Source organism: Enterococcus sp. DIV0755f (genome assembly GCF_051713725.1).
GTDB classification, from domain to species: Bacteria; Bacillota; Bacilli; order Lactobacillales; family Enterococcaceae; genus Enterococcus_D; species Enterococcus_D casseliflavus.
In genome coordinates, this window is sequence record NZ_JBIOQL010000001.1 from 1,284,055 (window position 1) to 1,297,968 (window position 13,914).

Annotated in this window: 12 protein-coding genes; 10 read left to right on the top strand and 2 right to left on the bottom strand. The window is 43.6% G+C overall.

What is annotated here, in order from left to right:
- Positions 1 to 7: 7 nt before the first annotated feature.
- The 5 genes from IGI73_RS05700 to IGI73_RS05720 all read left to right on the top strand — a co-directional run bounded on the left by IGI73_RS05700 (position 8) and on the right by IGI73_RS05720 (position 6,082).
- Positions 8 to 913: an ROK family protein gene (locus tag IGI73_RS05700; RefSeq protein WP_428206385.1), complete on the top strand. Its 906-nt coding sequence runs from the start codon at positions 8 to 10 to the stop codon at positions 911 to 913.
- The gene (locus IGI73_RS05705; protein ID WP_428206384.1) at positions 906 to 2,270 is read left to right on the top strand and encodes a glycoside hydrolase family 1 protein; all 1,365 of its coding nucleotides are present in this window, start codon (positions 906 to 908) and stop codon (positions 2,268 to 2,270) included. The genes IGI73_RS05700 and IGI73_RS05705 overlap by 8 nt, the downstream gene beginning before the upstream one ends.
- A gap of 3 nt (positions 2,271 to 2,273) precedes the next feature.
- On the top strand, positions 2,274 to 3,245 hold the full coding sequence (locus tag IGI73_RS05710; RefSeq protein ID WP_167822908.1) for an alpha/beta hydrolase: 972 nt from the start codon (positions 2,274 to 2,276) through the stop codon (positions 3,243 to 3,245).
- Positions 3,246 to 3,247: 2 nt separating this feature from the next.
- Positions 3,248 to 4,948 (top strand): DUF4091 domain-containing protein, encoded by a 1,701-nt coding sequence (locus IGI73_RS05715; RefSeq protein WP_428206383.1) that lies wholly within the window; start codon positions 3,248 to 3,250, stop codon positions 4,946 to 4,948.
- Between the two features lie 246 nt (positions 4,949 to 5,194).
- A complete protein-coding gene (locus IGI73_RS05720; protein WP_086338394.1) occupies positions 5,195 to 6,082 on the top strand; it encodes an SDR family oxidoreductase in 888 nt (295 codons plus the stop codon).
- Positions 6,083 to 6,164: 82 nt separating this feature from the next.
- On the opposite strand, the gene IGI73_RS05725 is transcribed toward IGI73_RS05720, so the two are convergent.
- Positions 6,165 to 7,670, bottom strand: a complete 1,506-nt coding sequence (locus IGI73_RS05725; RefSeq protein WP_428206382.1) for a helix-turn-helix domain-containing protein — start codon at positions 7,668 to 7,670, stop codon at positions 6,165 to 6,167.
- 92 nt (positions 7,671 to 7,762) lie between these two features.
- On the opposite strand from IGI73_RS05725, the gene IGI73_RS05730 reads away from it, so the two are divergent.
- The 5 genes from IGI73_RS05730 (at position 7,763) to IGI73_RS05750 (ending at position 13,373) form a co-directional block, all read left to right on the top strand.
- A complete protein-coding gene (locus IGI73_RS05730; protein ID WP_428206381.1) occupies positions 7,763 to 8,431 on the top strand; it encodes a WxL domain-containing protein in 669 nt (222 codons plus the stop codon).
- Positions 8,432 to 8,447: 16 nt separating this feature from the next.
- Entirely contained in the window at positions 8,448 to 9,479 is a 1,032-nt protein-coding gene (locus IGI73_RS05735; protein WP_428206380.1) for a DUF916 and DUF3324 domain-containing protein, read from the top strand.
- 45 nt (positions 9,480 to 9,524) lie between these two features.
- Positions 9,525 to 11,684 carry an L-type lectin-domain containing protein gene (locus IGI73_RS05740; RefSeq protein ID WP_428206379.1) on the top strand — a complete coding sequence of 720 codons (2,160 nt, stop codon included), beginning with the start codon at positions 9,525 to 9,527 and terminating at the stop codon, positions 11,682 to 11,684.
- Positions 11,685 to 12,368: 684 nt separating this feature from the next.
- Positions 12,369 to 12,737, top strand: a complete 369-nt coding sequence (locus IGI73_RS05745; protein ID WP_015509452.1) for a DUF7006 family protein — start codon at positions 12,369 to 12,371, stop codon at positions 12,735 to 12,737.
- 273 nt (positions 12,738 to 13,010) lie between these two features.
- The gene (locus tag IGI73_RS05750; RefSeq protein ID WP_005225688.1) at positions 13,011 to 13,373 is read left to right on the top strand and encodes a hypothetical protein; all 363 of its coding nucleotides are present in this window, start codon (positions 13,011 to 13,013) and stop codon (positions 13,371 to 13,373) included.
- A 75-nt stretch (positions 13,374 to 13,448) separates the two neighbouring features.
- Here IGI73_RS05750 and IGI73_RS05755 read toward each other — a convergent pair whose 3' ends face one another.
- The gene (locus IGI73_RS05755; protein ID WP_015509453.1) at positions 13,449 to 13,883 is read right to left on the bottom strand and encodes a MarR family winged helix-turn-helix transcriptional regulator; all 435 of its coding nucleotides are present in this window, start codon (positions 13,881 to 13,883) and stop codon (positions 13,449 to 13,451) included.
- Positions 13,884 to 13,914 lie beyond the last annotated feature (31 nt).

The window sequence follows — 13,914 nt, forward strand, 5'->3', positions numbered from 1 at the left end:
AAAGGAAGTGGCACATTTGGTTTATTTAGGAATTGATATCGGTGGGACGCACATCAAAACGGGATGGGTCGAACACAACGAGGTCAGCAAACGGCGCACCATTTTAACCCCTGCAGCTTTGGAACCCTTTAAAGAAGCCATCAAAGGGCTCTTGCAAAGCTATGCCCGTCAAGATTCTTTCACTAAAGTGGCGATCGCAGTCCCTGGTTCAGTTAATGAAACAGGGACGGTCTTCTTTGGTGGTGCCTTGCCATACCTTGATGGGGTAAATTTGCCAGAATTGATCTGCCAGTTAAGCGATGGCATGGTGACAGAGGTTACTGTCGAAAACGACGCAAAAGCCGCCGCACTAGGGGAAATGAAAGCTGGCAATCTTCAAGGTATCCAAAATGGTGCGGCAATCATTTTAGGAACCGGTGTGGGGGTCGGCCTTTGTCTGAATGGAACACTCTATCGCGGGCATCATGGACAAGCTGGTGAAGTCAGTTTTATGATTCGTGACCGACAAATGAGAGGCGCGGACTCTTTTGTGGGGATCGGTCTTTCGGCTGTCGGATTGATTGAGCGTTTGGCTACTAGTATGGCTGTTGCGCCTGAGGGTCCTTTGGTCTTTGATACCCTTACGAAAACTGCTGATCCGGAGGCAGAAGCTTTATTTTTAGCCTATACCAAAGAAATCGCTGTCTTGTGCTTCGATCTTCAATGTCTTTTAGCTCTGGAGAAAATCGTTATCGGTGGCGGGATCAGCCGTCAACCACGCTTGATCGAAGCCATAGCTAGCAGCTATCAAGCTATTTTTAAAACCGCACCAATCATTGAGAAAACGCTGCAGCCAGTTGCGATCCAAGCCGCTTATTTTCAAGCGGACGCCAATTTGATCGGCGCAGCTAAGGAGGAACCGTGGGATGAGTAAATTTCCAGAAGCATTTTTGTGGGGAGCATCCACTAGTGCTTATCAAGTAGAGGGCGCATGGGCGGAAGACGGCAAAGGTCCCTCAGTGCAAGATATCAAAGAGATTCCGCAAGGGACCACTGATTTTAAAGTAGCATCAGATCACTATCACCGATATGAAGAAGATGTGAAACTGTTTAAAGAATTAGGGTTAAAAGCCTATCGTTTTTCCATATCTTGGAGCCGCGTCATGCCCGATGGTCAGGTCAACCCAGCAGGATTAGCGTTTTATCAAAAACTGATCGATCTGCTACTAGAAAACGAGATTCAACCGATCGTCACCGTTTTCCATTTTGACCTTCCTGTCGCGATCGCAAAGCAAGGCGGATGGGAAAACCGAGAGACGATCCAAGCATTTGCTGATTACTGCCAAGTACTGTTCGAAAACTTTGGGCAACAAGTCCCGCTATGGCAAACCATCAACGAGCAAAATGTGATGGCACTTGCTGGTTCGGTTATTGGTACGAGTCAAAAATCCATGAAAGAAAAATTTCAAGAAAATCATCATATGCTGGTGGCACAAGCATTGGTCACCCAGCAATTTCATGCAGGCAATTTTAGCGGCAAGATTGGCCCAGCACCGAATATCGCCAGCGTTTATCCAGCTTCTGAGAAACCAGCAGATCAGCTGGCAGCTCTATATATGAGTGCGCTGAGAAATTGGTTATTCCTAGATGCGGCTGTTTTTGGCACGTACAATCACAACGCATGGCATTTATTAGAGAAGATTGGCGCAGCACCGACAGTCACTGAAGCAGATCGAAAGATTTTGGCAGCGGGTACCTGTGATTACATCGCATTGAATTATTATAATACGATGACCGTCAGCAGCTATTTTCAAAAAGAAACGAAACTCGATCAACAGTCTGGTTTCGGGATTCCAGGCTTTTTCCAAACAGTAGAAAACACCCATTTGCCAATGACTGAATTCGGCTGGCCGATTGATCCAGAGGGCTTTCGCTTTACGTTGAACGAAATCTATTCCCGTTATCGTCTACCCCTCTTGATCACGGAAAACGGGATCGGTGCCAAGGATGTTTTGACAACTGATGGAAAAATCCATGATGATTATCGCATCGACTATTTGCAGCAGCACATAAAGCAGCTGGCATTGGCGATCGAAGATGGTGTCGATGTGATCGGCTATTGCCCGTGGAGTGCCATTGATCTAGTCAGTACTCACGAAGGCATCGCTAAACGTTACGGGTTTATCTATGTCAATCGTACGGACGAGCAGCTGTTGGACTTGGCACGATACAAGAAAGATAGTTTTTATTGGTATCAAAACGTCATCGATAAAAATGGGTTAGGAGAGTAAGCGGTGTTTATTCAGGAATATCTATTTGATCCAGAAGCGCAAGCCGGTCTGACAGTGTATCTGCATGAGGAAAAAGCCGAGTATGAACGGGTGGGTGATCGTCCGTTTGTCATGGTGATTCCTGGCGGCGGCTACTCCTTTTGCAGTGAGCGGGAAGCCGAGCCGATTGCTTTAAATTTTGCTGCCCAAGGCTTTCACTCAGGAGTCTTGCGCTATCATGTGGGGACACATCGCAGTTTCAGCCATTCCTTAGAAGATGCCGAAAAAGCGATTGCCAAAATCCAAGAACTAACCAGTGAATGGGGAATCGATAGCGAAAAAATCGCTGTGATCGGCTTTTCTGCTGGCGGTCATTTGGCAGCGGCGTTATCGACACTCTCCCCAATGAAACCGAGCTTATGTATGTTAGGCTACCCAGCGATAGTGTCTTCATTTGCTGCTGTGATGAAGATCGATGCCCCTTCATTAGAGAAATGTGTCACAAAAGATACGCCACCCACCTTTTTGTTTTCAACCTTTGAAGACAATGTCGTTCCTATCGAAAATTCATTGGCGTATCTGCAAGCCCTAGAAGAGCACGAGGTTCCCTTTGAAAGTCATATTTTCCAAAAAGGACGTCACGGTCTTTCTTTGGCGACCGAACGCTTCGGTAATCGGAAAGAGATGGTCGATCCACGCTTTGCCCGTTGGTTTGATGAATGCGTCGAATGGCTAGAGTTGAACTGGGCAGATAAAGTTGCCCAGCCAGCTTTGTTTCCTGATTTAGGGCAGTGGCCAATTCGAGCGTTGCTTGAATCAGGGGAAAACAAACGCTTGCTGTTGCAGGCTTTTCCATCATGGGCAGACAAAAGTCGCTTAAAAATCGTAAAAAACATCAGCTTGCAGCAACTACTAACGATCATGCCAGAAGCGTTTGAAAATGTTTCTTATCAAAAGCTTGTATCGCAGCTGATTGATCCTAGAAAGGAAGAGTAAAAATGAAAGCAATCCTGGTCCATGAAAGCTATAAGGCTTCAACAGAATTGATCACCCAAGAACCACAAGCGATTGAACAGTTATCAGCTGTTCGTAACAGTACTGCTGCTTGTCAGCTGCTGCTGCACGATGGCAATCGCAATCATTATATTATTGGCGACGAGTTTTCGATCCCCGATGAAATCGAAATTCCCATGATACGTGTTGAGATTTTTAGCGAATTGCCGGTCAAAGCGCAATTCGTCGATTATTATGTCGGTCAGCAGGAATTGGCGTACGCCGATAAATTGCTTGAACGAACTGCCAAAACCTATCCTGGCGATCGCTTTGCGCCTCTTTATTTGGAGTGGCAGGTCGATGAGACGATCAAACCGCAAGCATATCCCGTGAAAATCAAGGTCTATCGGGCACACTTGACTAGCCATGAGGAGTGCTTATTAGAAAAGAACCTAACGATTGAAGTGGATGGCTTTACTTTTCCAAAAGACTATTTAGAGACGTTCCACTTAAATATGTGGCAGCAGCCCAGCAATTTGGCTCGCACCTTTGACGTTCCGTTATGGAGCGATGCCCACTTTGACTTGATCAAGGAAATGGCTGAGAGTCTCGCTGCGATCGGACAAAAAGCGATCACGGTGATCGCCGGAGAGATCCCATGGAAGGGCTGGTTCAATTACATCGTCAAAGATTATCCTGCTAATTTATATGAGTATTCGATGGTCAAGGTCAAAAAGACGCCAGACGGAGAACTGTCCTGTGATTTTTCTGTGCTGACGCGTTACTTGGATTGTTTTTTTGCTGCGGGTATCAAAGAAGAAATTGACGTGTTTGGTTTATTAGGGGTCTGGGAGCCGCCATTTTTCCCGCTGGTCAACTTGGACCATCCAGAAAAGTTGGTGATTCGCTTTTACGATGAGGGAAAAGGCGCCTTTGGCTTTCTCAATCAAAAAGCTGATTTGCAGGAGTATCTACGCCAAGTATTTGATTATTTTAAAGGGAAGAATCTATGGGAGAAGGTTCGCATCGTTTCTGACGAACCGAAGAAACAGCAAATCGACAGTTTCCGAGCCTCGTTAGCGGTCTTAAAAGAAATTGATCCGTCGATCCAGATCAAAGCTGCTTTTGATAAAGAAGACGTATTGTTTGAGCTGCTGCCAGTGATCGATCATCCTGTGACTTCCTATTACTGTACTTGCAACCATTACGAATCACTGATAAAAAGCCATCCAGGGAAGATGCAGTACTATGTCTGCAATTATCCCGACAAACCGAATACCTTTTTGCATAGTCCCTTGTTAGAAACGCGAATGCAAGGAATCTTATCGTATCAGTTCAAAACAGACGGCTTTCTGCGTTGGGCATACAATTGCTGGCCAGAACAGGCTCGGACCGATATTCGATACAACACGAGCTCACTACCGATTGGTGATCTTTGTTTCGTCTATCCTGGGAATCACGGACATATATTGTTGTCTCTAAGATATAAGCAACTCCAACGGGGAATTGAAGATTTTTATCTTTTGAAGACAGCCCACGCTGCTCAACCAAAGCAAACGGACGCCTTAGTAGCAGATTTTCTTAAAGTTACAGACACCAAACGCTGGATGATCGACAGCCACCACAGTCATCCCGATGTTTTTCTACAGACCGCAAAGGAGATGGAGGCCTTTCGTCGGGCACTCCTCGAACTGCTAGAAAAGTAGCAAAATCAACCACTGCACACAGAAACTTCACTACGATTTCCCAGCAGAATGATGAGATGCCTGGGGGCGTTCTCACTACTGAGTCATGTAGCATTTTCGTTTTACTAAGCATCTGTTTTCTTACGAATGCTTTTTTTCTGGTGAGCGTTTCGTTTCTCATTCCCTCCATCTTCCTTTACACTTTTAAGTAAGGTCATAACAAACGATGACAAATAAAAAGTAGAAATAATCAAGGAGGAAACGAGCATGTCAGAAAAAATCAACAATCCGTTAACGAAGTATTATGATGGCACATTTGAAAAACAGGTGCAAGAAGCACCGGCGATTCAAGGAAAGATGCAGCCAGTACCTGATTGCGGGGAAGAAAGCTACTCAGGTTCAGACAAATTAGCTGGACGCAAAGCATTAGTGACCGGTGGTGATTCTGGTATTGGTCGAGCAGCAGCGATCGCTTTTGCCAAAGAAGGCGCCGATGTTGCAATCAACTATCTTCCTTTTGAAGAAGAAGACGCGCAAGAAGTCAAAGCAGTCATTGAAAAAGCTGGACGCAAAGCCGTCTTGATCCCAGGAGACTTGAAAGATGAAACCTTCGCTCGTCAATTGGTTCATGAAGCAGCCAAAGAATTAGGCGGGTTAGATACATTGGTTCTAAATGCTGGGATGCAACAAGCGGTGAAGGACATCAAGGAGTTGACTACGCAACAAATTCAAGACACCTTTACAACGAATATCATCTCGATGTATTGGACAGTCCAAGAAGCATTGGATTACTTACCAGCTGGTGGAAGCATCATCACGACCACTTCGATCCAAAGTGCGGAACCAAGCGCCCATCTTTTAGACTATGCAGCCACGAAAGGTGCCATTACTTCCTTTAGTAAAGGGCTAGCTGCGCAATTAAGTGAAAAAGGCATTCGGGTCAATACCGTTGCGCCTGGTCCAATTTGGACGCCACTTCAAATTTCTGGTGGCCAACCACAATCTGCGATCCCAGAATTTGGTCAAAAAGAATTGATGAAACGTGCTGGACAACCAGTCGAATTAGCACCAGTCTACGTTTTCCTAGCCTCTGATGAAGCAAGCTATGTAACTGGTCAAGTGTACAGTGTAACGGGTGGTAGCTTCTTCGCTTAACAATCTCTGGATAAATTTGTAGGAAAAAAGCTCGAGCAAAGATGCTCGGGCTTTTTTTGCGAATGAAAATGGAATCGGCAGCTTACTTTCCTTGTTTGGCAAACATCTTGGTCATCATCAGTTGATTGATCTTTGCAAAAACGGCTGCCCACTCTTGTTCGGCTTGCAGGTTAGACAGTAAGACTAATTTTTCGGAAAAAATCACTTCTTCATAACTATCGGTGATCAATAGATCGGCTGCTTCCATCTGGTTAACAAAAGTCACTGAAGCTTTGGAATAAATCGAATGGATCCTTGTCTCGATCATTTGCTTCGTGCGGTATTGGATCGTCGTTTGAATATAGACCGACACGGTCGGGGGCGTATTCATCTGTGTTTCCAAATACAAGAGATGCGCAAGATAAGGCAACTGTGTCTGTTCAAAATACTCTTTATCCAAGTCAGCAAATGGATACCTTTCAACATGGGTCAGTAAAAGCTTGCAGATTGCTTCATAGGTTTTGTCTTTCGAAGGAGTGTTTTCGGTCAACAGTTGGTGTTCGAGTTGCCACACTTCCAGAAGATCGATGCCGATAATGATCGATAGATTGAAGACCAGCAGACAGCTGCTTAATAGTTTTTCAAATTCGGCGACTTCCTGACTTGGAGCAAAGGTATCGTGCCAATCTTTGATCATTGCAGTGAAAAAGCGCACAAGATCGGTATCAGAATGTTTGATCTCTTGGATGATCGCTTGATTCTTCGCTTGGGGAATCACCCCTGGCAAAAAGACATGCAAAAAGAAATTTAAGTAAAGATATTCTGACTGAAGCGTCTTTTCTGAGGCATAATCGGCACTCAAAAAAAGCGATTCGAGGATTTCCTCTGGTAAAAAACAATAGAAATTCATCAATCCCATGTATTTATCAGGAATCGATGGCAAATATTTTTTCTGGATCGTTCGGCTGACCACTGCTTGCCAAAATGCAGCGAGTTTATTTTTCGTTAACGGATTAAAGTGAGAAATAGCAAAGAACGCTGTAAACTCTTCGACATTTTTATGGGAAACGCTCGGCAATAGCCACAAGTCTGCTGGCGCACTTTGGGTCAAGAAACTGTAGGTGAAAATACGGATATCAAGCTCTTTTCCAGCAAGAACGATGCGGTTATTCAGGTCTGTTCGAATTTGGATTTGAAATTTATCCAATAGTTGGTTGATTTTCTTGATCAACCGATACATATGCGATTGGCTGACATGCAAATCCAAGCATAATTGCGTCAAGGTCATTTGCGGGCGCCCAATCAAGTAGTGAATCAAGGTATATTGTGTGGAGTTGAGCAAATAATGATACATCAATTTTGCATAGAAAGGTTCATCGTCCTCTGCTCGCTCAACAAAATACTGATTGTAATGATTTTTTGATAGAAGCAGGTGAGGGGAGAGCAGCTGTAAATCTTCATTTAAAAAATAAATATATTTTTGCAGACTTTTTTGTGGGATGTTCAAAACTTCTGACAGTTGGACCAATGTCACGCCATTGGAATTACAGACAACTTTGAAAATCTCTAATTTCTTTTCTTCTGCGGGAGAAATGAATTCTCGATACATAAGGGATTCTCCTTTTTGGCGTTTTTTTTACGCTAAATCTGTGAACCGTATGATAACCATGATGGATTATACTTATGATAGATGAGAATAGAATGAAAAAACACCAATTAAATTATTATTTTTTAAAGCTGTTTTTTTCGATTAAACTCGGTTTCTCATTAAAAAAAGTGAAGGAAGAGATGAAAATGAACAAAAAGGCAGTAATGTTAGGTTTGGTCGGAATGGGTTTAGGAATGGCGCCGACTGCGGCAGCTGCAGCAGAAGCGAATCCAACGGCTTCAATGACGAGTCAAGCAACGCTAACGATCGAACAAGGAATCTTGTCACTGGATCAGGTGACTAATTTTAACTTCGGTACAAGCAGTATCCAAGAGATCGCTACCGATGAACAAGTGATTCAAACAACGTCGAATGAAGTGACATCGATCACGGATTACCGTGGGCCGAATCAAGCTGGCTGGCAGTTGACGGCGCAATTATCGAAAATGACGAATGCGAGCGATAACGAGCTGGCAAATGCCAAAGTCACTTTAAATGGTACAACGGCTTCTGGCGATGCAGCGCTAGTTTCGGGCACCGAATTGATGGTAGGGGCCACAGACCCAACGCTGATTGCTTCTGCTGATGGCACAACTGGCTTAGCAACCAATGACTTTAACTTTTCCAATGCTTCATTAACCGTACCGAAGCAAAATGTGAACAGCGGCACTTATAGCGGCACGATCACTTGGACATTAGCGAACACGTATCAAGCAGAGTAGGAAAGAAAGGGCGACAATGAAAAAACAAATCAAGTGCTTCGTACTCATCAGTTTCTTTATCAGTTTGTGTTGCGTTACGAAAGTCACCGGTCATGCACAGACCACACGGTTCACTGTAACCCCTGAACTTCCCCAAAATCAAGTCAGTGACGTCACTTATTTCGACTTACTGGTAAATCATGAGACCGAACAGAATTTGACCGTTGCCCTTCATAACACGAGTTCGGAAACCCTTACGATACAAGCATCCGCACTGAATAGTTACACAGCTGCTAGTGGAATCATCGCTTATCAGGCAGCCGAAACAGCAGAGGATTTTGGCGGTGTGTCTTTCACGACCTTGATAAAGAAACCAAATCAAATGATTCAGCTTGAACCAGGGGGAACACGCCAAGTGGTATTTCCTCTTTCAATGAATGACAAGCGTTTTACAGGTGAAATCTTAGGTGCCTTTTCTTTTGAAGAAGAACAAAAGGAGGGGCAAGAGGCGGAGGAAACAAGTCTTACGTCAACCTATAAAATCGTCCAAGGTGTCCGCCTTCGCCAGCAGTTAGATGCGCTACCTGATCCTGAACTTTCCTTGATCAAAAGTGAGGCGGTAGAAAAAGACGGCATCGCATCCCTAAAAAGCCGCATTGAAAATGATCAGCCAGTGGCTTTTGGGAAGATTGCTGTTAAGACTGTGATTCGTGAGCAAGACAGTGACAGCGTTGTGGGGGGATTTACAGCAGAAAGTTTTCAATTTGGCCCAAACTCTACACTGGATCTTTATAGCGCGTTTGATGAAGAAATCGTAGAGCCGGGAACCTACCACATTCAAATCGAGCTGAGTGCCCCACGTGGAACGTGGGTTTTTGAGGATAGCGTCACTGTTTCTCGCCCAGAAGCTGAAACGATCAATCGAAAAACGATCGTGGGATCAGGCTCTCTTCACAGCAACCGTTGGGTATATATTGTTGCAGTGGTCATTCTCCTGCTTATTTCCAGTCTATTGCTCCTGATGTATTTGCGACGAAAAAAATCAAAGGAAACAACAGAGCAGGAATGAGAAGACTTCATTTAAGTACTTGATCAAACAAAGCGGAGGATGACGATGAAAAAATTTCTTACGACACGTTTTTTACTTTTCTTCTTGTTAGGTATCGCCTTATTTCATACAGGAAACGCATCTGTTGAGGCTACCGTCGTGGAGCCAGATTTTGCGACATTACCGATCGATGAAACCTTGATCACTACGGTGGGTCAAGCTGGTTCTCCGCAAGGATCGGATGGCTATAACTATGTTCAAATCAATGATGGCGTGACATCAAATGTCAGTGGGGGCGTTTGGTTCAACAAAGCGGTATCTTTTACCCGATCTTTTCGTTTAGAAATGGCTTTTTGCATCGAAAATGCAGCTGCTGATAGCGATGGCTTAGCTTTTGTTATGCAAAGCAGTGGCTTAAATGCCCTCGCGCAACAAGCAAGCTCAACGATTGGTGTCTGGTCCAATACGGGGGGGACGGATCCTCTGAATACAGGTGCGATTCCGCAAAGCTTTGCCATTGAATTTGATACCTTCTATAATTCTGGCAGTTTTGGGGTCCATGGTGCTATGGATCGCGATGCCCCCAATAGCCACCATATCGCATGGAATTTTCCAGGTTCTAACGAAGCCTATACGACAGAAGGTTGGTTGCCGACATACAAGGTCGTCAACCATCTTGATCCTGTCGCTGTCACCAAGATTTCTGATAGCCAGTGGCATACGTTTACCGTTACTTTCGATCAGCCCAATCAAACCCTGCATTATTCTGTCCCAGATTTTGGGGTCGATGTCACGGTACCCGTGGATGATACGTTCAAAACGAACTTGAACTTGACCAACAATGCGCCAGTTTATTTTGGTTTTACTGGTGCTAATGGTGGAAATGTCCAAGAAAAAGCAGTGGCATTCATTGATGTCGAAGGCTTGGTCGATATGGAATTGCGTACAGGCGTATTTGAACGTGACCCCAACAAGCTGTTGCTAGATACTGAGACAGCTCTGAGTCAACCACCAGTCGTTGATGCGCAAAAAACAATTACTTATGCCACGTATCTTTCTTATAAGGACACCAGTGATTTAACGGAGTTGGAAGCAGGCATCAAGCTGCGTTCGTTTCTTCCAGAAGGCTTTTCTTTAGTCGATGAGACAGTGTATTTCGGTGGTCCTGATTTGATGGTAAATGGTATGCCAGAAGGCGGCACGCCGATTGATTTTAGCGTTGAAGCTGGTGAGTTGGTCGCGACCCTACCTGCATTAGCCAAAGGGAATGACTATCTGATCCACTATTCGATTACCTATACGGGGGCGCCGCTCAATGAGAACTTGAATCAAACGGTGCCTGTGCAAACGACCTTCCAAGGGAATGCCTTTGTATCGAGTCTCGTATCTGGCAGCCCTGAGACGCATTCCTACACAATGACCGGTGTGTTTCCGCCCACGCTGACAACGGGTGTGCCTACCTTAGCAGAAGCGAAAGAAACCCAGCAGATCGTGCGGGAAAATCGCTTGTGCTTTACCCCGATTACCATCGATGACCGCAATTCAACGCAAGCACGCTTGTATGTTACGGATTTTTTTACGGAAGCAGAGACGGTGACGGAGGCAGATTTCTCAGAAACGGCACAGATAGAGCGAGCCACATTGGCAGATCCCTTTACATACACGTTGGAACGAGATACCGCGAATCTGGAGCCGGGAACCACTTATTATCTTGCTGCTTTTGTGATCGATGCAGAAGGAAATCAATCAGAAACCCATTATTATGGCATTGATTTTCGAGGCAGTGTACAATTTCTCAGTGCGCCGGAGTCGATCAACGGACCGACAATCAATGTAAATGAGCTCGCACGATCGATCCGAAGTGATGGCTTTGCCTATCTTCCTGTTTCGTTTGATCAAACCTCGGCACTGCTGTCTATCAGCAACAGCAGTGAAGGGACTTGGCAGCTTAATGGGCAAATGACTGATTTCTTGCAAGACCAGCAGCAGTTGGCAGAAGAAGTCCAATTCGTGATCTATGATCCGCTCGACGATCACTTGGTGGCAACAGTTACGAAAGAAGAAACGATCCTTTTTCAGCAGCTTCCCGACGGCGAGGCTGATTTGACCCTTGCTTTAAATGAATACAACTGCTATTTACGATTTGTTCCTGATTTTGATTTGATTCAACCGGGGACGTATACTGGTACGGTCAATTGGCAGTTGGAGAGTACGATTGTAGACTAATAAAAAAAACGCCATTACGGCGTTTTTTTTATTAAAGTTCTCAGTCGATCACTGCTAACTTTGTCGACTTTTCGCAATTTTTAAAACTAATGATAGGCCTGCTAAAGCAAAACTGCCGTATTTAACGAATTTTTCCAAGGAATCTAAAGTTTGCTGTTTTTTGCGTTTACAGTCCGGACAGCTTTTTTCATTGCCAGTTAACTTCTTGCCGCATTTACAATGGTTCTTCATCTTTGCTCCACTCCTCGTCTCGTTTATTTTTGATGACTTTCTCTACTTTAATTATACATGTTGCTGAAGGTTCTGTCTGAGATTATGCTGTCTCCGTTTTTTGTGAAGGGCAATAAGGGCTGCTGGTTGTTTGTTTCAAATCGATCGCGCTAAAGGATGCGATCCTTGGCGGCTGATTTTTCGTATAGAAGAGAGGCAATCTATCTAAAAAAGGAGGGAAATCTGACAAATTTCTCATTTTCAGATGTTGCTGATTCGCTTTGCTTATCAGTTCAGCAAAATTTTGCTATTGTGGAGTAAGATTGAGGAATCAAAAAACGACTTCTCCTTTTTTTCTTGATTCTATCCTTAATCTGAGAACGAAAATCACCGATAGTATGCTATATATAGGAACAGGGAGCCATCCTTGACGATGTCGAATATGGCATTTGAATGAAAGGATTGATGAAATAAGTGATTTCTTCAATAATCTATACGGACACAAAGGCTTATTTGGATAAGGTGGTCGATCAAGCACTGTTGGATTTGTTAAAATCTGATTATCCTAAAGTCTATGATCATGTACAACAATTGATTGCTAACTTTGAAGAAACGATCCAACAAATTGATCACTCAAATTTTTGGCAATTGATGCCAGAGATTTTAGGCTATGATTCACGCTTTGTCTTGTTGAACTCGCTGCAATTGTCAGAAGACAAATTTTTGACGGAAATCGAGGTTATTCAGATGATCGAACGCGATTATCCGAATTTGAATAAAGAGTTTTGTGGCTATTCCTTAAAAGAAAAAGAGCACGAAAGCCTGATCTTCAACATCCAATAAGCGGTTCTTCTTAGGATCACTTGATAGAAAAAAACGACTAGCGCATCTAGTCGTTTTTTTTATGGAGAAGAAGGAGAATTAAACGTGTTATTTATCATTAAAATAAAAAATATTTTGAAATTATGAATAAAATAGATTATTATTGGTATATAATCCTTTTAGTGAAAGAAAAAACAATCGTAAAATGAAGAGGATAGATAGCTTATGTCAATAGCTGCGATTGTTTTGATGAGAAAATAAGAACCAGCCTGATTGGCATGGAAAGGAGCAGTTATGGATTACTTGAGTTTTTCAAAAAAAGAGTGGGAAGTCTTAGTTTGTTTTTGGGCTGTGGATGAGCCGCTATGCTGTACCGAATTTAGTGAACGCTTCGGCTTGAATCGCAACACGTCATTGTCAGTGATTCGTAAGTTAGTCAATAAAGGGATACTTGAGATCGCAAGTATCAAGATGAGTGGGTCAGTTTTGGCTCGTCGTTTCCAACCAGCCGTCACCGAATTGGAGATTTTGCAAAGTGGTTTGACGGAGGAACAAATTTTTGAACTGGTAAAAATTGCGATCAAAAAAATTGAAGACCCAGAACAATTAACTCAGTTGCGAAATGTTATTGGCGAATTGAAAACCAAAGCTTCGTAGGTCATCTGGTTTTCTTCGCTGTTTGTTAGTGAAGGTTTAAAAGATAAAAAAATGATCCACTGTGAAAACAGCGGATCATTTTTCTTGTTCCTGAAATTTTTGGACCATTTTGGTCGTCAATTCGTGGAGGACTGACAGTTCTTCCGGTTCAAGGGGCAAGAATTCCGTTACTTTGTAGGGGATCTCTAGTGCTTGTTCATGGAGTCTTTTGCCTGAATCAGTCAATGTGACCCGCAAGGAACGTTCATCGTCTTGATTACGATTTCTTACTAGGTATCCTTTTGCTTCAAGCTTTTTTAAAACCGGTGTCAGTGTGCCAGAATCTAGACATAATTGCTTCCCCAATTCTTTGACACTGATCGCTTCATCTTCCCATAACACCAACATCACTAAATATTGGGTATAGGTCAAATTCAACGGGTCCAGTAAGTCTTTGTACTGTTTGATAATTTCTTTTGAAGCGGCGTATAGAGGAAAACACAATTGGTTTTCTAACGCTAAGACATTCATGTTTTCACCCCTTTTTCTAACATCCGCCTCT